The 18,934-nt window shown below is 68.7% G+C and carries 18 protein-coding genes and 1 pseudogene; 7 read left to right on the forward strand and 12 right to left on the reverse strand.

Annotation, left to right across the window (positions count from 1 at the left end):
- Position 1: 1 nt before the first annotated feature.
- The gene (locus B0I29_RS03895; RefSeq protein WP_111647449.1) at positions 2–1,699 is read left to right on the forward strand and encodes a glycerol-3-phosphate dehydrogenase/oxidase; all 1,698 of its coding nucleotides are present in this window, start codon (positions 2–4) and stop codon (positions 1,697–1,699) included.
- Positions 1,700–1,762: 63 nt separating this feature from the next.
- On the opposite strand, the gene B0I29_RS03900 is transcribed toward B0I29_RS03895, so the two are convergent.
- The 4 genes from B0I29_RS03900 to B0I29_RS03915 form a co-directional block, all read right to left on the reverse strand.
- The gene (locus B0I29_RS03900; RefSeq protein ID WP_111647450.1) at positions 1,763–2,437 is read right to left on the reverse strand and encodes a hypothetical protein; all 675 of its coding nucleotides are present in this window, start codon (positions 2,435–2,437) and stop codon (positions 1,763–1,765) included.
- A gap of 9 nt (positions 2,438–2,446) precedes the next feature.
- Positions 2,447–2,959, reverse strand: a complete 513-nt coding sequence (locus B0I29_RS03905) for a hypothetical protein (RefSeq protein ID WP_111647451.1) — start codon at positions 2,957–2,959, stop codon at positions 2,447–2,449.
- Positions 2,960–3,079: 120 nt separating this feature from the next.
- Complete coding sequence (locus tag B0I29_RS03910) at positions 3,080–5,311, reverse strand: carbohydrate-binding module family 20 domain-containing protein (RefSeq protein ID WP_111647452.1); 2,232 nt, start codon at positions 5,309–5,311, stop codon at positions 3,080–3,082.
- 191 nt (positions 5,312–5,502) lie between these two features.
- Positions 5,503–6,405 (reverse strand): CDP-alcohol phosphatidyltransferase family protein, encoded by a 903-nt coding sequence (locus B0I29_RS03915; protein WP_111647453.1) that lies wholly within the window; start codon positions 6,403–6,405, stop codon positions 5,503–5,505.
- Positions 6,406–6,686: 281 nt separating this feature from the next.
- On the opposite strand from B0I29_RS03915, the gene B0I29_RS03920 reads away from it, so the two are divergent.
- Positions 6,687–7,466 (forward strand): ACT domain-containing protein, encoded by a 780-nt coding sequence (locus tag B0I29_RS03920; protein ID WP_111647454.1) that lies wholly within the window; start codon positions 6,687–6,689, stop codon positions 7,464–7,466.
- A gap of 138 nt (positions 7,467–7,604) precedes the next feature.
- Here the strand turns inward: B0I29_RS03920 and B0I29_RS45595 are convergent, their stop codons facing one another.
- From B0I29_RS45595 to B0I29_RS03945, 3 genes are read right to left on the reverse strand one after another with little or no spacing between them, the layout of a single operon-like run.
- Complete coding sequence (locus tag B0I29_RS45595; RefSeq protein WP_181557681.1) at positions 7,605–8,342, reverse strand: hypothetical protein; 738 nt, start codon at positions 8,340–8,342, stop codon at positions 7,605–7,607.
- A 32-nt stretch (positions 8,343–8,374) separates the two neighbouring features.
- Complete coding sequence (locus B0I29_RS03940; protein ID WP_111647458.1) at positions 8,375–9,127, reverse strand: ABC transporter permease; 753 nt, start codon at positions 9,125–9,127, stop codon at positions 8,375–8,377.
- Between the two features lie 25 nt (positions 9,128–9,152).
- The gene (locus B0I29_RS03945; RefSeq protein ID WP_111647459.1) at positions 9,153–9,848 is read right to left on the reverse strand and encodes an ABC transporter ATP-binding protein; all 696 of its coding nucleotides are present in this window, start codon (positions 9,846–9,848) and stop codon (positions 9,153–9,155) included.
- Between the two features lie 98 nt (positions 9,849–9,946).
- Here B0I29_RS03945 and B0I29_RS03950 point away from each other — a divergent pair, with 98 nt between their 5' ends.
- Together B0I29_RS03950 and B0I29_RS46520 are read left to right on the forward strand one after the other, a co-directional pair.
- Positions 9,947–10,789: a sensor histidine kinase gene (locus B0I29_RS03950; RefSeq protein WP_111647460.1), complete on the forward strand. Its 843-nt coding sequence runs from the start codon at positions 9,947–9,949 to the stop codon at positions 10,787–10,789.
- A 152-nt stretch (positions 10,790–10,941) separates the two neighbouring features.
- Positions 10,942–11,592, forward strand: a pseudogene (locus tag B0I29_RS46520) (response regulator transcription factor); the annotation flags it as partial.
- 83 nt (positions 11,593–11,675) lie between these two features.
- Here B0I29_RS46520 and B0I29_RS03960 read toward each other — a convergent pair.
- Entirely contained in the window at positions 11,676–12,290 is a 615-nt protein-coding gene (locus tag B0I29_RS03960) for a DUF4360 domain-containing protein (RefSeq protein ID WP_111647462.1), read from the reverse strand.
- A 247-nt stretch (positions 12,291–12,537) separates the two neighbouring features.
- On the opposite strand from B0I29_RS03960, the gene B0I29_RS03965 reads away from it, so the two are divergent.
- The gene (locus tag B0I29_RS03965) at positions 12,538–12,882 is read left to right on the forward strand and encodes a nuclear transport factor 2 family protein (RefSeq protein ID WP_111647463.1); all 345 of its coding nucleotides are present in this window, start codon (positions 12,538–12,540) and stop codon (positions 12,880–12,882) included.
- Positions 12,883–12,941: 59 nt separating this feature from the next.
- On the forward strand, positions 12,942–13,505 hold the full coding sequence (locus B0I29_RS03970; protein WP_111647464.1) for a redoxin domain-containing protein: 564 nt from the start codon (positions 12,942–12,944) through the stop codon (positions 13,503–13,505).
- Here B0I29_RS03970 and B0I29_RS03975 read toward each other — a convergent pair.
- Positions 13,486–14,055: a 3'-5' exonuclease family protein gene (locus B0I29_RS03975; RefSeq protein ID WP_111647988.1), complete on the reverse strand. Its 570-nt coding sequence runs from the start codon at positions 14,053–14,055 to the stop codon at positions 13,486–13,488. The genes B0I29_RS03970 and B0I29_RS03975 overlap by 20 nt on opposite strands.
- Positions 14,056–14,357: 302 nt before the next feature.
- Here B0I29_RS03975 and tuf point away from each other — a divergent pair, with 302 nt between their 5' ends.
- The gene (tuf, locus tag B0I29_RS03980; protein ID WP_111647465.1) at positions 14,358–15,548 is read left to right on the forward strand and encodes an elongation factor Tu; all 1,191 of its coding nucleotides are present in this window, start codon (positions 14,358–14,360) and stop codon (positions 15,546–15,548) included.
- A gap of 37 nt (positions 15,549–15,585) precedes the next feature.
- Here the strand turns inward: tuf and B0I29_RS03985 are convergent, their stop codons facing one another.
- From B0I29_RS03985 to B0I29_RS03995, 3 genes are read right to left on the reverse strand one after another with little or no spacing between them, the layout of a single operon-like run.
- Positions 15,586–17,784 carry a heavy metal translocating P-type ATPase gene (locus tag B0I29_RS03985; RefSeq protein ID WP_111647466.1) on the reverse strand — a complete coding sequence of 733 codons (2,199 nt, stop codon included), beginning with the start codon at positions 17,782–17,784 and terminating at the stop codon, positions 15,586–15,588.
- Positions 17,781–18,707 (reverse strand): hypothetical protein, encoded by a 927-nt coding sequence (locus tag B0I29_RS03990; RefSeq protein ID WP_146616712.1) that lies wholly within the window; start codon positions 18,705–18,707, stop codon positions 17,781–17,783. The genes B0I29_RS03985 and B0I29_RS03990 overlap by 4 nt, the downstream gene beginning before the upstream one ends.
- On the reverse strand, positions 18,704–18,916 hold the full coding sequence (locus tag B0I29_RS03995) for a heavy-metal-associated domain-containing protein (RefSeq protein ID WP_111647468.1): 213 nt from the start codon (positions 18,914–18,916) through the stop codon (positions 18,704–18,706). Before B0I29_RS03995 ends, B0I29_RS03990 begins: the two co-directional genes overlap by 4 nt.
- Positions 18,917–18,934: the final 18 nt, after the last annotated feature.

The following is an 18,934-nucleotide window of genomic DNA, read 5'->3' on the forward strand; positions in this document are numbered from 1 at the left end:
CATGACGAACCTTTCTCCTGCTTACCGGGACGCGGCCCTGACCGCGCTCGCCACGACCGAGGTCGACGTCCTGGTGATCGGTGGGGGAGTGGTGGGGGCGGGTTGCGCGCTCGACGCGGTCACACGGGGATTGACCGTGGGCCTCGTCGAGGCGCGCGACTTCGCCTCCGGCACCTCCAGCCGGTCCAGCAAACTGATCCACGGCGGCCTGCGATACCTGGAGATGCTGGACTTCGGGCTGGTCCGCGAAGCACTGCGCGAACGCGGACTCATCCTCCAGCGCCTCGCACCACACCTGGCCCGTCCGGTCCGCTTCCTCTACCCGCTCAAACACCGTGGCTGGGAACGCCTCTACGCCGGGGCCGGCGTCACCCTCTACGACGCGATGGCCTGGTCACACGCGATGCCCCGGCACCGCCACCTGAGCCGGCGCGGCGCGCTGCGCGCCTGCCCGGCCCTGCGCAGCGACTCCCTGGTCGGAGCGCTGCAATACTCCGACGCACAGCTCGACGACGCCCGGCACACCATGTTCCTGGCTCGCACCGCGGCCGCCTACGGCGCCCACGTCGCGTCGCGGACGGAGGTGGTCGGCTTCCTGCGCGAGGGTGAGAGAGTCACTGGGGTACGCGTACACGACCTCGAGCACGACCGGACATTCGAGATCCGTGCCCAGCAGGTGATCAACGCGACCGGCGTCTGGACCGACGACACACAGTCGCTCGTCGGCGAACGTGGACAGTTCCACGTCCGCGCCTCCAAGGGCATCCACCTGGTGGTTCCTCGCGATCGGATTCAGTCGTCGACCGGCCTGATTCTGCGTACCGAAACCAGTGTGTTGTTCGTGATCCCCTGGGGCCGGCACTGGATCGTCGGCACCACCGACACCGACTGGAACCTCGACAAGGCGCACCCGGCCGCCTCCAGCAAGGACATCGACTACCTGCTGGCCGAGGTCAACAAAGTGCTGTCCACCCCGCTGGAACGCGCCGACGTGCAGGGCGTCTACGCCGGCCTGCGCCCGCTGCTGTCCGGCGAATCCGAATCCACCTCGAAACTGTCCCGGGAACACTCGGTGGGCAGCCCGGTCCCGGGCCTGGTGGTGGTCGGCGGCGGCAAGTACACGACATACCGGGTGATGGCCCGCGACGCCGTCGACGCCTGCGTGCACAGCCTGGGCCGCTCGGTCCCGCGCTGCGTCACCGACAACGTGCCGCTGCTCGGCGCCGACGGGTACCCGGCACTGTGGAACCGCCGCGGCCAGCTGGCCGCCTCGTCCGGCCTGCACGTGGCCCGGGTCGAGCACCTGCTCGGCCGCTACGGCTCGCTGATCACCGAGGTCCTCGACCTGATCCGCGACGATCCGGGGCTGGCCCGGCCGATCGAGGGCGCCGAGGACTACCTGCGGGCCGAGTTCGTCTACGCGGCAGCAGCCGAAGGCGCCCGCCACCTGGTCGACGTGCTGACCCGGCGTACCCGGATCTCCATCGAGACCTTCGACCGTGGCGTGGTGGCAGCACCGGACGCGGCCGAGCTGATGGGACGGGTCCTGGGCTGGACACCCGAACAGCGCGAGCGAGAGGTGGAGAACTACCGGCTACGGGTGGAGGCCGAACGAGCCTCCCAGGAACAACAGGACGACGAAACAGCCGACGCGACACGGCTGGGCGCCCCCGACGTGGTCCCGATAAGCCTGAAGTAACCGAACCGGCGGGCTCTCCCTGCTGTCTCAGGCGTGTCGAGACAGCAGGGAGAGCCCGCCGGGTCAATTCTCGGGTGGTGGCGAGGGCTCGGCTGTGGTGAACAGCCAGCGGGTCACGCCGGTGGTGAGCGCCGCGGTGGTCTGGAGCAGGAAGGCGGCGAGGAGCGCCTGGAACACCCACCGCTTCGCCGTGCTCGTGTCGTCCTCGAACTCCACCAGCGGCCGGGCCGGCACCAGGTCTGCCGGGTGGTAGACCAGCGGTCCGCTCATGGCCTGGTCATCGGGGTCGTCGCGGAGGACCTGCGGCTCAGCGCCGTCGGGGCAGCGCAGACGGTACCGCCAGTGGTTGCCCCACACCGGTTCCGGTAACTGCTCGACCGCGACGACGGTGCAGGTCGCGGTCCTGCCGGTCAGGACGAGCGCGCTGTCCGGGCCACCGTCGGTGTAACTGGCGAGCGGGATGCCGATGAAGATCAGGACGCCGATCAGCGTCGACACACTGTTGCGCAGCAGCCGCCTGGTGAAATTCCACCAGGAGAACGAGGAGACACTGAGGACCGCGAAGATGAGGATATTGAGCACCGTGGTCTCGGGGCTGACGAAGCCGGCCACGATCCGCGCGACGATCATGGACAGTACGAGTGCGGTGATGACGATGTACCCGCTGAGGTGCTGGAGCCAGGCTCTGCGCCGGGCGCGCTCGGAGTAGCTCGACCACCGCTCGCGAACAGTTGCCATGGCCGAACATTACTGGCCGGTAGTGTTCGTCGGCATCGATGTCCGGTGTCGGCTTTCGGCCGCCGGTTTCGGCCTGTCCGGTAGTCCGGTGGTGAACCGCCACCGGATCGGGCCCACGATCAGCGCGGCGGCGGACTGGAGGAGGAAGACGCCGGCGGCCACCTGGAACATCCATTGCAGGACGGTGGCCTTGCGGCCCTCGTACTCCGCGACCGGCCGCGCCCGCACCAGGTCCGACGGGTGGTGGATCAGCGGGCCGCGCATCGCCGGATCGTCCTGCTCCTTGCGGAGCAGCTCCAGCTCGGCGCCGTCCGGGCAGGACATCCGGTACCACAGGGCCGGGCCGTTTGTGGGCACCGGATCCTGTGTCACGGACACGGTCGTGCAGGTCGCGGTCCGGCCGGTCAGGGCGAGGACCGTGTCCTCACCACCGCCGCCGAAGGCGGGGAGCGGGCCGGCCAGGACGACGATGAATCCGGTGACGACGAACAGGCGGGCGCCCAGCAACCGGGCGGTGGACATGACCCAGAAGTATGCGGGCGAGTAGGCGGCGATGTAGGTGATGTAGCTGATCGCCGAACGATACCGGCGTGCATCAATGGCCGCCCCCGTGTGACGGGAGCGGCCAGCGATGATGTTCGGCTACTTCCAGGTGTCGTTCAGGGTGTAGCTCGTCGCGGTTCCGGTGGTGTAGGAGCGGTTGGTGCCGGACTCCCAGGTGACGGTGCCGGCGGCGTCCTTCTTGATGTACTTGTACTGGAAGGTGGTGCTCTGCGGGATCGCCGCGACCCTGCTCCAGGTCGGGTACGACGCCGAGGACAGCGGGATGGCGTTGGCCGTGTTCCAGGCGCCCAGGGCGTCGATCGAGCCCAGGACGTAGACGTTCTGGCCGGTGCTGGTCGTCGCCGTCTCGTTGAAGGTGACCGCGGCGGCGCTCGCGGTCGCCACGTTCCAGCTGTTGGTGTACGTGACCGCGGTCGTGCCGGTCGTCACCGCGCGGTTGGCGGTGCTCTCCCAGGTGACCGTGCCGGCGGCGTCCTTCTTGATGTACTTGTACTCGAAGGACGAGCCGGACGGGACCGTGACCGTCGAGGTCCAGATCGGGTAACCGGTGGCCGACAGCTTCACCGCGTTCGCGGTGTTCCAGCTGCCGAGCGCGGCGTTCGAGCCCACCACGTAGACGTCGGTGCCGGTGGTCGTGGTGGCGTAGACGTTGAACGTAGCGGCGACCGTACCCGCGCTGTTGGAAGCGCTCGGGGAGACGCTGGCGCTCGGTGAGGTGCTCGCGCTCGGCGAGACCGATGCCGATGCCGAAGGCGAGGCCGAGGCGGAGGTGGACGAGGCCGACGGAGTCGGCGAGGACGTGGAGCCGGACTTGGCGTTGACGTCGATCGCGACCGCGCCGTTGGCCGGGATGGTGACCGAGGCGGTGCCGCCGGAAACGGTGATCGAGGTGCCGGCGCAGGTGCCGCCGCTCGTCACGCCGCCGGTGATCCGGTCACAGTAGGTGCCGTTCGCAAGGCCGGTCGTGTAGGTCGCGGTCGAGGCGCTGCCCGACCGGTTCACGCCGAACCAGCCGAGGCTGCCGCGACTGAAACCGATCACATTGCTGGCGGTGTTGGTCCAGTTCGAGACGCTCGTCGCGGACTTGGTGGCGTTGCGCCAGCCGACCATGCCCTTGATACCGGTGGTCTGGGTGAGGCACTGCCAGGCGCTGTTCGAGCAGTTGGTGTCGGTGACGAAACCGCTGGAGTTCGACGGCGGGGACGCGCCGGTCGCCGACGTGGAGAAGGCGAAACCGTCGTAGACGAACGGCTGGCCGTACGGGTAGGCGAGTAGGAAATAGTTCGCCAGGGTGTAGGTCGTGCCGTCCTGGTAGCGCAGGGTCGAACCGTCCCGCTCCAGGTCATGGTTGGTGACCATGGCGGCGGTCAGGTCGCTCGACGCGTCCAGGCTCCACGAACCGATGCCGGACAGGTTGTTCAGCGTCCCGTTGGCGAACTGGCTCTTCAGCCCGTAGGCGTAGGAGAAGCCGAGCACGTCGCCGTTGCCGGTGAAGGACGACGGCGCCACCCCGCCGGGGAAGATCTCCTGGGCGATGTACGGGGCCTTGCCCTCGGCCACGGTCGGGTTCAGCAGGGCGCGGATCGCGCTGAAGTCGTCGACCGAGACGTGCTTGGCGGCGTCCACCCGGAAACCGTCCACGCCGAAACCGATCAGTTTGTTCAGGTAGCCGGCGATCTTCGTGCGTACGCTCGTGTCCTGGGTCTTGAGGTCCGAGAGCGAGAGAAGCTCGCAGTTCTGGATCTCGTTGATGTCGTTCCAGTTGTCGATGACGCCGTCTTCGTCGTTGCAGTAACCGTCGCCAGGGTGGTGGAAGTCGCTGTACGCGTACGGCACCGACGGGTAGCTGTAACCGGTCGGGGTGAAGGTCGAGCCGCCGTACGTCGTGGTCTGCGTGTTGTTCGCACCGGCCATGTGGTTGATCACGGCGTCGACGTATACGCGTACGCCGGCGTTGTGGCAGGCCGTGGTCATCGCGGTGAAGGCTGCCTGGTTGCCGAGGCGGCCCGCGACGTCGTAGGACGTCGGCTGGTAGACCTCCCACCACGGGTGCGCGCCGTCGCTGGAGGTGGAGAGGCTGACCGAGTCCTGTGGGGGCGCCACCTGGACCGCGCCGAAACCGGCCGGGCCGAGGTGGTTGGTGCAGGCCGCCGCGACGGAGTTGAAGTTCCACTCCCAGAGGTTCGCGGTGACGTCGCTGTCGTTGAGGGACACGGCGGCGGAGGCCGTGGTCGGCAGCGAGACGGCGGTCAGAATGCCGGCGGCTGCGGTGAGCGTGGCGAGGGATCCGACGATGAGCTTGCTTCTCATGGTGGCGCCTTCTACTGGGGCCTTATAACCGGGGGATCGCAAGTTCTTTCATGGCACTGGTCGGTGGTGAAAGTTCTTGCAGGTTGTTTCAGCAAGTTACCAAGCTGTGTCGCGCTGGTAAAGAGTCCTCTGCGGACAGAAAAGTGCCCCGGCGGAAGATCCGCCGGGGCACTTCGTCGATCTTTTTCGTGTCAGACGAGGGCTGGTGCCTGGTCTGTCGTGGCCTTGGCCTGGAGCTTCTTCAGCCGCCGGTTGAACGTCTTCGTGGTGGTCCACAGTTTGAAGACGAGCAGCGCCTCGAACGCGAGCAGCAGCGCCGACGAGGCGATGGTGGTCGCCACGATCTGCCCGATCACCGGGCCGACGATGAATACGAACATCATGAACTCGATGCCGCTGAACACGTGCGCCCGGATCCGCTGGCGCAGCAGCAGGTTGCGAATCCGTACGAAGAGGCTGAACTTGGTACGGAAGTCGCCGTGCACGTCGACCGCCGACTGGGTGGGGTCGGCGTCCGGGTAGGCCGGTGTCTCCTCGTCGGTCTCCTCGACGAACTCCGGCTTCTTCGTGCCGGCCGCCTGGGCCGCTTCCAGCAGGCGATCCTTCATCGAGAGCTTGACGCGGCTCATCTGAAGGGCGTTCAGGTACCGGAACATGTCCATGAAGATGACCAGCGTCGCCAGCAGCGGGTAGATCACTTCTTCGGTACGCAGGTACTGCCCGCCGAAGAGGCCGATCGCGCAGGCCAGCACCCGGAGCCGGTCGAAGACGTAGTCGAGCCACGTCCCGAAGAGCGAACCGGTGCCGTTCAGCCGGGCGATCTTGCCGTCCATGCAGTCCAGCACGAAGCTCAGGTGGTACAGAACCGCACCGGCCACCAGCCACGTGTAGTCCTGCTGCCAGAAGCAGTACGCCGAACCGAGGCCGACGAAGAACGCGCCGATCGTCAGCCGGTTCGGGGTGACCCAGCGCCATGGCGCCACGAGCCAGACCAGCCGGGACGCGAGTGGGTCAACCAGCCAGACAGTCCACCAGGCATCCCTGCGTTTGTAAGTGCGCTCGCGTATCACCGCAAGCGTTGGTCGTTGTGCCATGCCGTGTCTCCACCGAAGGTCCGCAGGGATGTGAACAGGCGGAGGCGGCAGTCTGGACACTAATCAAGCGATGCATTGACATATCGAGACCCCCGCACTCGGGAGACATGATCTATGAGATCGCTGTGGGTATCCAGTCCGGGATCGGACAATCGGCGGCGCGGTGGCCGAGTGGTGCAGGTGAGAGGCATTAATCCCGATTTCACATAACTGCGGAGTGTTTTCGTCCCGGATACAGTGAGTCATCAGCGTGGACATGTCGGGCGTTGAAGATCCCTGTCATGAAGCCGTTCGACCGATTCCGGGTGTCCCACTGGGCCACCGAACTGATCGAGGTGGCCGCGGTTTTCTTCGCGGTCGGCACGGTGCACCTGTTCGTCACGCTGGTCGGCGAACACGCTCACGGCGAGATGATGCTGATGGCGAGCGCTGCCATCCTTCTCGCCGGCGCCCTGCTGCGCCGCCGCTGGCGTGCTGGACATCGGCGCCCCCAGTCGGTGCCGCAGCGACATGCGTCCCTGCACGATCTGCTCGCGATCCCGGCGAAGGACCGCGAGCTCATGCGGTTGCGCACCACCCTGCCGGACCGGCCCGGAACACTCGCCGGGCTGAGCGGCAGGCTCGCCGCCCGGGGCATCAACATCCTCGCCGTGCAGATCCACCCGGGCGAACGGGGTGCGGTCGACGAACTGCTGGTCGCGGTGCCCCGTGAGATCAGCGCCCCGGAGGTCGTCGCGACGGTGGCGGCGGGCGGCGGCGAGGAGACCGAGGTCAGCCGGGCAGATGTGCACGATCTGGTGGATCCGGCGACTCGGGCACTGAGCATCGCCGGCGAGGTCGCGGCGGGGCACGTCACTGCCGGTGAGGCTGTCCGGCGTCTGCTCGGCGCTGAGCTGGCGGTGGATGCGGGATATGCGGATTCGCACGCGGCCGCGTTGCGGGGGCCGGAAGGGGTGCCGCTTTATCTGGTGCGGTCGTCACCGGTGCTCACTCCCACGGAGATCTCTCGGGCGCAGGCCCTGGTGGATTTGTGCTCCCACATGGCGGCAGCGCGTCGCTGAGGTGGTAAGCCGCATGGCGGCAGCGTTTTTGCTGAGGTGGTGGGCCGCATGGCGACAGTGCGTCGCTGGCGTGGTGGGCCGCTGACGTGGTGGTGGCTCGCTCGTTGAGTCGGTGGTGGCTTGCCGCTGAGGTGCTCCTTATGCGTCGCGGTGGTGGAAGGCCGCCGCCGCGACGCTGAGGGCTGTCAGCGTCCAGACGGCTGCGGCGAGGCTTGGTTGTGGGGCTTCGGGCAGCCAGGTCTCGATGGCGGGTAGGCGGGCCCGAGCCAGCGGCGCGACCAGCAGATATGCCGTGAGGGCCACGCCTGCCGCGCCCACGTCGTTGCGCAGCAGCATGCCGGCGCCGGAGGCTGCCAGCGTCGCCAGAATCAGGTAGCCGGCGTTGTGGGCTGCGCCGTCAACGGCGAGGTGGAATGCCCCGGCCCCGGCCCCGGCCCCGATCCCGGCCTGGGCCTCGATCCCGGCCCCGGCCTGGGCTCCGGCCTGGGCTCCGGCTTGGGCTCCGGCCTGGGCTCCGGGGCCGGAGCCGGTCGGCTCGGCGGCGGTGAGCGTGACCAGGAGGGCTAGCGGTGTGGTCACCAGGGTCAGGGCCAGCGCTTTCGTGGCGGCGAGCGGCAGGCGGCGTGGCATGGCGAGCAGGGTGCTGTTGATCTGACTGCCACGGTCGTGCTCGTGGGAGGCCGCCAGCACGCCGAAGATCAGGAAGCCGGCCTGTGTGTGCACCAGGATCGAGCCGGGGAGGTCGACGAGCCTGAGCAGGAGCGTCACCGCCCAGGTCAGCAGGAAAGTCGTCCGCAGCGACGGCAGCGTCAGCAACTTGTTGATCTCTGCCAGCAGCATGCGCCCGGCGGCGGATAGGCGATTCGTCGCTGTCATGCGCGTCGGGGTCGGCAGGGGTCTGGTGGCTGTCATGCGTCGCGCCGGTGGAAAGTGAGCGTGGCGACGGCGATCAGAGCGGCCACCCAGGCGGTCATCACCAGGCCGGCGGTCACCGGAGGGATCTCCACCGGGACGTCCATGCCGCGCAAGAACATGTGGGCGCCGACGATGTCGGGCAGGTAGGCCGCCCACGGGGTCACCTTGGTCAGCAGGTAGGACAGTGACACCACAGTGCTGTTCACGATCAGCACCGCCAGGGTGATCATCCCGTTGCGGGCCAGCAGGGTGATCGACCAGGCCAGAAGGCCCAGCAGGGTCCAGTAGAGGACTGCCGCCAGCACCCGGCCTGGCTGTGGCGGCGGGACGAGGGCACCGTGCATCCGCTCGGTCAGCGCCAGCGTCGCGACCGCCGTGACCAGGCCCTGGGCCGCGACCACCAGGCTGAGGGCGATGGCCTTGGCGGCGAGCAGACGGGTACGTCGTGGTGCGGCCAGCAGGGTCGCGGTGAGCTGCCTCGCGCCGGGAGTGTCGTCGCCGGTCGGGGTGAACTCGCTGCTGACCGCCACGACACCGAGGATCATCGCGCCGAGCAGGCCGATGCCCAGATCCTGGAAGCCCAGGTCGGACGGGTCGCGGATCAGGCCGTCGGCGACCGCGCGGCGGGCCGCCGGAGCGTTCAGCACGGCGAGCGCCGGCGCCGCGACCAAACCGACCACAAGGCCGATCCAGGCGGTCGGCAGCCCGAGGAGTTTGCGCAGCTCGGCGTGGACGAGGCTCACCATGTGAAGCCTCCGCCGCAGATGGGTTTCACCATGTGGTGCCTCCCGCGGTGAGGGCGAGGAACGCGTCCTCCAAGGTCGGGTGCCCCGCGGTGACCTCGCCGACAGTGCCGCTTGCGACGACGCGGCCACGATCGATGATCACCACGTCGTCGGCGACGCCGGCCAGCTCGCCCATCAGGTGGCTGGAGAGCAGGACGGTGCGGCCCTCGCCGGCGCTCGACCGCAGGAACTCCCGCATCCAGCGGATGCCGGAGGGGTCGAGACCGTTCACCGGCTCGTCCAGGATCAGCACCGGAGGGTCGCCGAGCAGCGCTGCAGCCAGGCCGAGCCGCCGGCTCATCCCGAGCGAGAACCGGCCGGCCCGCTTGCCCGCCTCGGCAGACAGGCCCACCAGGTCGAGCACCTCGTCGACCCGGGATCGTGGCAGGCCGTTGCTCGCGGCCATCCAGCGCAGGTGGGCGCGCGCGGATCGGGCGCGGTGCGCGCCGCTGCCGTCGAGCAATGCCCCGACGACGGTCAGCGGGCGCGGCCAGTCGGCATATCTCCGCCCGGCGACCAGGGCGGTGCCGTCGCGTGCTCTGTCCAGCCCGAGCAGGACGCGCAGGGTGGAGGTCTTGCCGGCGCCGTTCGGCCCGAGGAAACCGGTGACCCGGCCGGGCCTTGCCTCGAAGGAGACGTCGTGCAGCCGGCCTGGGCGGCTCAGGTGGTCGATGGCGATCATTGCCCTAGTCAAGCCGGGTCGGCGACCGGGCACATCGGACCAGGATCCCGGTTTTCGCGGCCGTCTCAGACCAGGGTCTGAGAGCTACAGTCGGCTGGGTGTTCGCCCAACCTCGCCCGGCCTGGCGGTCCGGGGCCGTGCCGGTCATCGGCGCCGTCGCCACGGCGCTGATCCTCGCGCTGTGCACAGTCGGCACCTCCGGCCCGGTCACCATCGTGATCCCGTCGCTCATCGGCGGCATCGCGGTCGCCGCCCTGCTCTGGGGCGTGCGGCGGCGCCGCGCCGACCGGGCGGCCTACGAGCGGCGGCTCACCGAGTGGGCGGCGTCCGAGGCGGTTCTGGCCGAGCGTCTGCGGATCGCCCGTGACCTGCACGATCTCGTCTCGCACGGGCTCGGCCTGATCACCGTGCGGGCGGCGGCAACCCGCCACGTGCCGAAATCGCCGGAGATCCACGAGGCGCTCACCGACATCGAGGAGGCGAGCCGGCACGCGACAGCCGAGCTGCGCCGCATGCTGACGGTTCTGCGGGAGCCGTCGCAGGCCGGTCCGCGCGCTCCGCTGGAGGATCTCGGCACCCTTCCGGAGATCGTCCATGCCGCGCACGCCGCCGGCCTGCGGCCGCGGCTCTCCGCCGAGCCACTCGGTGAGGTCACCCAGGGCGTTCAGGTCGCGGTCTGCCGGACGGTACGCGAGGCGTTGAGCAACGCCGCCCGCCATGCCGGCCCGACCAGCGTTGACGTCCGGTTGTGCCGGGACGGCCCGTTCGTCGTGGTGATCGTCGCCGACGAGGGCCCCGCCGCGGGCGGCTGGCACGCGATGCCCGGCGCTGGGCACGGGCTGGCCGGCCTGCGGGAGCGCATCGGCAGCCTGGGCGGCACGCTCACCGCGGAGCCGGTCGGCGCCGGTTTCCAGCTGACCGCCCGGATCCCCGACTCATGACCAGCACCGATCCCGGGCTGAGGGCTGGCACAGGAATCGAGCACGAGGCCGAGTCCAGCGCCGATCCCGGGCTGAGGGCCGGTGCAGAAATCGAGCACGAGGCCGAGGCCGGCGCCGATCCCGGCGTCACGACCGGCTCCGGCCCGGGGCTCGTGACCCGCGTTCTACTCGTCGACGATCAGGATCTGTTGCGGCGGAGCCTTGCGGTGATCATCGAGCACGAGCCGGATCTGACCGTTGTCGGTCAGGCCGGGGACGGCGTCGAGGCGCTGGTCCAGGCTCGGGCGACCCGGCCGGACGTGGTGCTGATGGACGTGCGGATGCCCCGCCTCGACGGGCTCGAGGCCACCCGGCGCATCTGTGCCGACCCCGTGCTGAGCGCCTGCCGGGTGCTGGTGCTGAGCATGTTCGAGCTGGATGAGTACGTCTACGAGGCCCTGCGCGCGGGAGCGTCCGGTTTTCTGCTCAAGGACGCCCGCCCGGAGGAGCTGGCCGACGCGGTGCGCCGGACCCATCGCGGTGAGTCGCTCTTCGCTCCGTCGATTCTCACGCGGCTGGTGGCGCACTACGTCGCGGCGCCCCGCCCCGAGCGGGGTGCCGGCGCACTGCGCCACCTCACCCGCCGTGAGGTGGACGTGCTCGCGTTGATCGGGTCAGGTCTGTCGAACGACGAGGTGGCGGATGCCCTGAACATCTCGATCAAGACGGTGAAATCACACATCTCGCACCTGCTGGCCAAGCTGCGAGCCCGCGACCGGGCGCAGCTGGTGATCGCCGCCTTCAACGCCGGCCTGGTCCGCCCCCACACCGACCAGGCCGACAAACGCATTGAAGGCCGGCCCGAAAACCGGGCGAAAGGCCGGGCCGAGAACCAGGCCAGAGGAGGTCAGCACTTCATCCAGGCCACGTGATAGACCGTCTCCAGAGACCCGTCTGTCGAGTCCATCGTGATCCAGTTGGTGACTTTCTTGTCCGCGTTCGCGGTGTTGACCTTCAGTTCGGTGTTGACGTTCAGGTACCGCTTCTCGCCGCAGTCCAGGAACGACAGCGAGCTCATCTCGACCTCGTCGGTCCGCTGCCACTCGTCCTCGAAGTAACCCACGAAATCGTGCTTGATCTTCGTGGTGTGCTGCTCGCCCTGGAAGTAGTAGAACGCCGTCTCCGAAGCGGTGACCCCTTCCTGGAGACTGGCGTAACCGCGATAGTCGGCACCGGCCACCGCGTACGTGTAACCGGACGGCACCAGCACGTCCAGCGCCAGCTGACAGTTCTTTCGGAAATCGGTCGATTTGGCCTCGGGCCCGATCTGTGCGATGAATTTGCTGTAGGACACGGTGAACGCCTTGTTGTCCGGCGACACGGTCACTTCGGCGCTGCCCTTGGGGCAGCCGGAGCCGTTCGCCTGCACCACGTCGATCACCATTTCGGTGGTGGGCGGCGGCGCGACAGGCCCGGTCAGCGACGACATGGCGATGGCTCCTGCGGCGAGAGCGCTGAGCATTCGAAACTCCTCCTCAAAACGATTAAAAGGCGCTTCAAAACGTACGATCAAGGGGTGAGAAGGCGCAGCGAATAGCGCAACCAACCCGCTTGACGGTGGGCCGCTCAGCTGTTTTATTGACCGTCCGGGCGCATCGCGCCCGGTCGTCCGGACAGATATTCGCCAAACGCCGGACATGGTCGGCGGATCGATGGTAGGCACATGATCACGGTCGACACGGGTGGCCCGCCGGTGCCAATGTGGTGGCATGACTGATATCGATGAGGCGGAGATCAACAAAGCGAGGTTCCTGGAGGCGTTCGGCCGGTTCGCGGAAGGCGACACGGCCGTCCTGTTCGAAATTCTGCGGGAGGACTTCCTCTCCCACACGCCCGGCGCCCCGGCCGGCCGCGATGCCTGGATCGAGTTCATCAAGGGCTCGCCGATCGCCACCGCCGAGATCGAGATCGAGCACGTGGTGGCGGACGCGCAGTTCGTCGTGGCGCACTACGCACTGACCGCCGGCGAGGTGCGCGAATCGGTCGTGGACATCTGGCGGTTCGAGGCCGGCCTCATCGTCGAGCACTGGTCGGTCACCGAGCTGCTGGTGTGAGAGACGTTCACCGAGGGTGAACCTAGAATTCCTATGTGCATTGTGGGTATTATCGATGCATGACGACACTGCATGACCTGCGACGCGTCGAGGGTGAGGCGTTCCAGCATCTTTGGGAACGCAACTCGATCTGGAAGCGGATGGTCGCTGTCGGCGACCGGCTGCCCGCCCTGCCCGTCTACGAGACCGACTTCGGCCCGATCCATCTGAACCGCCTGCTCGACACCGGGCCGGTCGTGCTCGTCTTCATCCGATACGCCGGCTCGGCCGAGTGCGAGGCCCTCTTGCGTACGTACCAGGCCTCGCTGTGGCCGGAACTGAACAGCCTCGACGCCCACCTCGTCGCGGTCAGCCCGCAGGCGCCGTCCCGTCTGGCGGACCTCAAGCACCGCGAGGAGCTGGGATTCCTGGTGGCGTCCGACCCGCGGCACGTGCTCATCGACGCCCTCAACATCGGTTTCGCGAGCCCGGGCGCGGACGTCCCGCTCGGCACCGGCCGCTCGGTGCTGCCGTTCGCGTCGGTTGTCGTGGCCGACCGCTCCGGACGGGTGCGCTTCGTCGACGTGCGCGCCACCTGGGAGACCCCTCTGGACGCGCGCCGCGTCATCGAAGCGATTCGGTAGCCCGCTCGGCCAGCATCGCGCAGAAGAGTGCGCCCTGCTCGATCGCGTCGTCCAGGGCGACGTGCGTGTGAGGTGCGCTGCCGAACCATCGGCGCGGCATCGACCGTTTCGTGGTGGCCCGATAATCGGTGCCCAGCACGGCCATCGCGAAGCTCTTGATGTCGAGCGCCGAATGCGAGAACGGGCTCCGCTCGGCGAACCGGATCAGGTACCAGTAGACGAACATGAAGTCGAACGCCGCCGGGTACCCGACGAAGACCGGCTTGCCCGGCAGGCCCTCCAGCCAGTCCCGATAACGGACCATCGCCGATTGCGGGTCCTCCTGGTCGGCGCGGCACGCCGCCCAGGCCTCGGGCTGGGTCTCCCACCAGGCCATCGTGTCCGGATACCCCTCGGCGTCGGGCAGCGTGACCAGGTTGACGGCGAAAGTGCCGACCAGGGTCCCGTCGGCGAGAAACGCCGCCGACCCGAAACTGAGCATCGAGTGCGGCCCCGGAATCGGCCCGTCGGTCTCGACATCGGTGCTGACATAGATCTCAGGACGTCCCACGCCCGAACCGTAAACCGCGGGACCAGCCACGTGCGACCGCTTTCCGTGCGTACGGAAAATGGGTGGTTGTTGTCGTGAGCGCGAGCTAATCTCTCGGCATGTTCATCGCGCCCGGTTTGCAGCTGCCCCTCGTGGTGGCTCCCGTGTGCGCGAAAAGCGATACGCGACCCTGACCCTTCCCCACCGGCAGCGGAACCCCGGGGAAGGGTGGCTGCTCTCTGCCTGGGTTCTGACGCGCCCCGTGTGGCAACCGGACGCGAACACCACAATGCCTCGCATCCAGTGAGGACTGAGAAAAGACCATGGCCAAGAGCCAGTTCGTACGCACGAAGCCGCACCTCAACATCGGCACGATGGGGCACGTCGACCACGGGAAGACGACGCTGACCGCCGCGATCACGAAGGTTCTCGCCGACCGCGACCCGGCCTCCAACCGGTATGTCGCGTTCGAGGGGATCGACCGGGCGCCGGAGGAGGCCGCTCGCGGGATCACGATCACGATCGCGCACGTCGAGTACGAGACCGCGTCGCGGCACTACGCGCACGTGGACATGCCCGGCCACGCCGACTACGTGAAGAACATGATCACGGGGGCGGCGCAGGTGGACGGGGCGATTCTCGTCGTGTCGGCGCAGGACGGGTCGATGCCGCAGACCCGCGAGCACGTGCTGCTCGCGCAGCGGGTCGGTGTTCCGTACCTGGTGGTGGCGCTCAACAAGAGCGACGCCGTCGACGACACTGAGTTGCTCGACCTGGTGGAGCTGGAGGTCCGCGAGTTGCTGAGCGACTACGGTTTCCCCGGTGACGAGGTGCCGGTGATCCGGGTGAGTGCCCTGCGGGCGCTCGAAGGCGACCCGGTATGGGTGACCAGCATCGAGGACCTGCTCGACGCGGTCGACATCTATGTGCCGATTCCGCCCCGTGAGCTCGGCGAGCCGTTCCTGATGCCGATCGAGAACGTGCTGTCGATCAGCGGGCGCGGCACCGTCGTGACCGGCAAGGTGGAGCGCGGCACGCTGCGCGCCGGCGAGCCGGTCGAGGTCGTCGGCCTCGGACCGACGGTGAGCAGCGTCGCGACCGGCCTGGAGACGTTCGGCAAGGTGCTCGAGTCGGCGCAGGCCGGCGACAACGCCGCCATCCTGCTCCGGGGAATCAAGCGCGAGCAGGTGCAACGCGGCCAGGTCGTCGCGGCGCCGGCTTCGGTGCTTCCGCACCGCACATTCCAGGCCCGTCTGTACGCGTTGACAGCCGCCGAAGGAGGACGGCACACGCCGTTCGCTGCCGACTACCGGCCGCAGTTCTACCTGCACACGACCGACGTGTCCGGTGGGCTCGACCTGGGTGACCGTGACCTGGTGATGCCGGGCGACACCCTCGACGAGGTGACGGTGACGCTGGGCAAGGAGGTGGCGCTGGAGCCCGGGATGGGGTTCGCGGTCCGTGAGGGCAACCGCACGGTCGCCGCCGGAACCATCACGGCGGTGCTGGACTGAGAGAAGGGGTGGCCCGGCGGTGAAGCCGGGCCACCTTTCAGGTTGTGGGGGAGAAGCGGCGCAGGCGCAGGCTGTTGGCGACCACGAAGACCGAGCTGAACGCCATCGCGGCACCGGCGATCATCGGGTTGAGCAGGCCCGCCGCTGCCAGCGGCAGGGCGGCCACGTTGTAGGCGAACGCCCAGAACAGGTTGCTCTTGATGATGCGCAGCGTGCGGCGCGACAGCCGGATCGCGTCCACCGCCGCGGTCAGGTCGCCGCGGATCAGCGTCAGGTCGGAGGCCTCGATCGCCACGTCGGCGCCACTGCCCATCGCCAGGCCCAGGTCGGCCTGGGCCAGGGCGGCGGCGTCGTTCACGCCGTCGCCGGCCATCGCCACGACGCGGCCCTCGGATTGCAGGCGCTTCACCGTCGCGACCTTGTCGGCCGGCAGCACACCCGCGATCACCTCGTCGATGCCGACCTCGGCGGCGACGGCACGGGCCACCGTCTCGTTGTCGCCGGTCAGCAGGATCGGGTGCAGGCCGAGGGCGCGCAGCTTCGTGACGGCGTCCCGGCTCGACGGTTTGACCGCGTCGGCCACCGACAGGACACCCCGGGCCTCGCCGTCCCAGCCGGCGACGATCGCGGTGCGGCCGGCGGCCTCCTCGGCTGCCACGGCTTCGGCGACGTCGTCCGGAATGGTCAGGCCCTCCCGGATCAGCAGGGCCGGGCGGCCGACGAGCAGCTGACGATCGCCTGCTGTCGCGCGTACCCCAAGGCCCTCGAAGCTGGTGAAATCACTCACCGGGAGGTGATCGGTGAGCTCGGCGGCGATCGCGGCAGCGATCGGGTGTTCCGAGGCGGACTCGGCAGAGGCCGCGAGTTTCAGCAGCTCGTCGCGGTCCTGGCCGGCGGCGGGAAGCACTGCGGCGAGGGTCATCCGGCCGGTCGTGACGGTGCCGGTCTTGTCCAGGACGATCGTGTCGGCGCGGCGGGTCGACTCCAGAACCTCGGGACCCTTGATCAGGATGCCGAGTTGCGCGCCGCGACCGGTTCCGACCAGCAGAGCGGTAGGCGTCGCGAGGCCGAGCGCGCACGGACAGGCGATGATGAGTACGGAGACAGCGGCGGTGAACGCGGCCGTCCAGCCGGCGCCGGTGCCGAACCACCAGCCGAGCGTCGCGATCGCCAGACCGATGACGACCGGTACGAAGACACCCGAGATCCGGTCCGCGAGCCGCTGCACCTGAGCCTTGCCGGCCTGCGCGTCCTCGACCAGGCGGGCCATCTGCGCGAGCTGGGTGTCGGCGCCGATCCGGGTCGCGCGGACGATCAGGCGACCGCCGGCGTTCACGGTCGCGCCGGTCACCGAGGTGCCCGGCCCGACCTCGACGGGGACGCTCTCGCCGGTCAGCATGCTGACGTCGACGGCCGAAGAACCCTCCTCGACCAGGCCGTCGGTGGCGATCTTCTCGCCGGGGCGGACCACGAAGAGGTCGCCGGTTTTCAGCTGTGCCACCGGGATGCGGGCTTCTTGACCGTTGCGGAGGACCGTCACGTCCTTGGCGCCCATCTCCAGCAGTGCCCGCATCGCGGCACCCGCCCGGCGCTTCGACCGGGACTCGAAATAGCGCCCGGCCAGCAGGAACGTGGTCACCCCGGCGGCCGCTTCGAGATAGATGTTGCCGGCGCCGTCGGTACGCTCGATCGCGATCCGGAACGGGTGCGTCATGCCGGGTTCGCCGGCGGTGCCGAGGAAGAGCGCCCAGAGGGACCAGCCGAACGCGGCCATGGTGCCCAGGCTGATCAGGGTGTCCATGGTCGCGGCGCCGTGTCGCAGATTGATCAGTGCGGCGCGGTGGAAGGGGTAGCCGGCGTAGACGACCACGGGCGCGGCCAGGGTGAGCGACGCCCACTGCCAGTAGGTGAACTGCCAGTCCGGAACCATCGCGAGCAGGATGACCGGGACGCTGAGCGCGATCGAGACCCAGAGGCGGGTGGCGAGCGGGTCTTCAGTCTTTTTCTTTTCCTCGACTTTCTCCGCCGCGGTGTATCCGGTCTTCTCCACGGTCGCGATCAGGTCGGCCGTGGTGACGGGGCCGTCGACGGTGACCGTGGCCTTCTCGGTGGCGTAGTTGACCGTGGCGGTCACCCCGTCCATCCGGTTCAGCTTCTTCTCGATACGCGACGCGCACGAGGCACAGGTCATCCCGCCGATGGCCAGCTCTATGCGGTTCATGACGGGGGTCCTCATTTGTGCGTGTGGCCGGTGTCGGCGGTGAACTCCGCGGTGTGCACCTTTCCGTCATGCTGGAAGTCCAGGTAGAGACGGTAGACCCCGGCCGACGGGACCTCGGCGTGGAAGGCGAGGGATTCCGGGTCGGTGGGGTGCACGTGGAGGTAGGCGAGGTCGCCCTGGCGCAGGGCGACCAGGTGGCCGCGGGCGCCCAGGTACGGCTCGGTGGTTATCTGTTCGCCGTCGCGGGTGACCTTGAAGGTGAGGTCTCCCTCGGCGAAGTCGCCCGTCATCGTCACCTGGTAACCGGCCACCTCCGCCGTCTGCTCCGGGTGGGGGAGCTCGATCGGGCGGTAATCGCCGGGGGCCGGGACGTCGACGCCGAGGGTCAGCTCGTGACCGGCGGTCTGGAAGTCGGCGAAGAGGCGGTACTGGCCGGGGTTGTTGGTTTTCAGCGGGATGTGCCAGGTGCCGTCGGGGCTCAGCGTCGGGTGCACGTGCTGGTAGTGGGACAGGTCCCGGCGGACCACGATGAGGTGCAGGTCTTTGTCGTGGGCGCGGGTGTAGGTGGTCACCGGGGCGCCGGCGGGGTCGAGGATCTGGAATCTGAAGTCGTTGCTGGGGAGCTCGGTGGTGAGCGGGACGAAGCGGTAGCCGTCCTGGATGCTCTGGAGGCCGGCGGGGTCGGGTTGTTCGCCGGGGTGAGCGCCGTTGTCGTGGCTGGTTGCCGAGGGCTCACCGTGTGCTGTTGACCCGGTGGGCGCGGGCTCACCGTGTGCCATTGACCCGTTGGATGCGGGCTCACCGTGTGCCCCCACGTGCGTCGGGTTTGTCGCCTGTGGGGTGTTGTCCGGGCCGATCACCGCGCCGGCGCCCGCTGACACCCCGAAGATCGCGATCAGCCCGGTGGCGTACGCCGCCAGCTTCACCGGGGTCCTCACGGTGTCACCGCCAGTTCGTACCCCGCCTCGTCGACCGCGGCCGCGACGGCCGCTCGGTCCAGCGGTTCGGCGCTCGTGACCGAGACGGTGCCGGTGGCGAGGTCGACCTGGACGTCGGTCACCCCCGCGAGCTGGCTCACCTCACTGCTGACGGAGCTCACGCAGTGGGCGCAGGTCATGCCGGTCACGGAGTAGGTCGTCGTCTGCATGACCCCAGCGTACACATA

The organism is Actinoplanes lutulentus (assembly GCF_003259845.1).
Lineage (GTDB): Bacteria > Actinomycetota > Actinomycetes > Mycobacteriales > Micromonosporaceae > Actinoplanes > Actinoplanes lutulentus.

What these genes read in the sequence shown, in the direction of transcription:
- tuf (WP_111647465.1), top strand. Translation starts at nt 14,358, where the DNA reads ATGGCCAAGAGCCAGTTCGTACGCACGAAGCCGCACCTCAACATCGGC.
- B0I29_RS03965 (WP_111647463.1), top strand. Translation starts at nt 12,538, where the DNA reads ATGACTGATATCGATGAGGCGGAGATCAACAAAGCGAGGTTCCTGGAG.
- B0I29_RS03905 (WP_111647451.1), bottom strand. Translation starts at nt 2,959, where the DNA reads ATGTCCACCGCCCGGTTGCTGGGCGCCCGCCTGTTCGTCGTCACCGGA.
- B0I29_RS03910 (WP_111647452.1), bottom strand. Translation starts at nt 5,311, where the DNA reads ATGAGAAGCAAGCTCATCGTCGGATCCCTCGCCACGCTCACCGCAGCC.
- B0I29_RS03900 (WP_111647450.1), bottom strand. Translation starts at nt 2,437, where the DNA reads ATGGCAACTGTTCGCGAGCGGTGGTCGAGCTACTCCGAGCGCGCCCGG.
- B0I29_RS03970 (WP_111647464.1), top strand. Translation starts at nt 12,942, where the DNA reads ATGACGACACTGCATGACCTGCGACGCGTCGAGGGTGAGGCGTTCCAG.
- B0I29_RS03920 (WP_111647454.1), top strand. Translation starts at nt 6,687, where the DNA reads ATGAAGCCGTTCGACCGATTCCGGGTGTCCCACTGGGCCACCGAACTG.
- B0I29_RS03985 (WP_111647466.1), bottom strand. Translation starts at nt 17,784, where the DNA reads ATGAGGACCCCCGTCATGAACCGCATAGAGCTGGCCATCGGCGGGATG.
- B0I29_RS03895 (WP_111647449.1), top strand. Translation starts at nt 2, where the DNA reads ATGACGAACCTTTCTCCTGCTTACCGGGACGCGGCCCTGACCGCGCTC.
- B0I29_RS03915 (WP_111647453.1), bottom strand. Translation starts at nt 6,405, where the DNA reads ATGGCACAACGACCAACGCTTGCGGTGATACGCGAGCGCACTTACAAA.
- B0I29_RS03940 (WP_111647458.1), bottom strand. Translation starts at nt 9,127, where the DNA reads ATGGTGAGCCTCGTCCACGCCGAGCTGCGCAAACTCCTCGGGCTGCCG.
- B0I29_RS03995 (WP_111647468.1), bottom strand. Translation starts at nt 18,916, where the DNA reads ATGCAGACGACGACCTACTCCGTGACCGGCATGACCTGCGCCCACTGC.
- B0I29_RS03945 (WP_111647459.1), bottom strand. Translation starts at nt 9,848, where the DNA reads ATGATCGCCATCGACCACCTGAGCCGCCCAGGCCGGCTGCACGACGTC.
- B0I29_RS45595 (WP_181557681.1), bottom strand. Translation starts at nt 8,342, where the DNA reads ATGACAGCGACGAATCGCCTATCCGCCGCCGGGCGCATGCTGCTGGCA.
- B0I29_RS03960 (WP_111647462.1), bottom strand. Translation starts at nt 12,290, where the DNA reads ATGCTCAGCGCTCTCGCCGCAGGAGCCATCGCCATGTCGTCGCTGACC.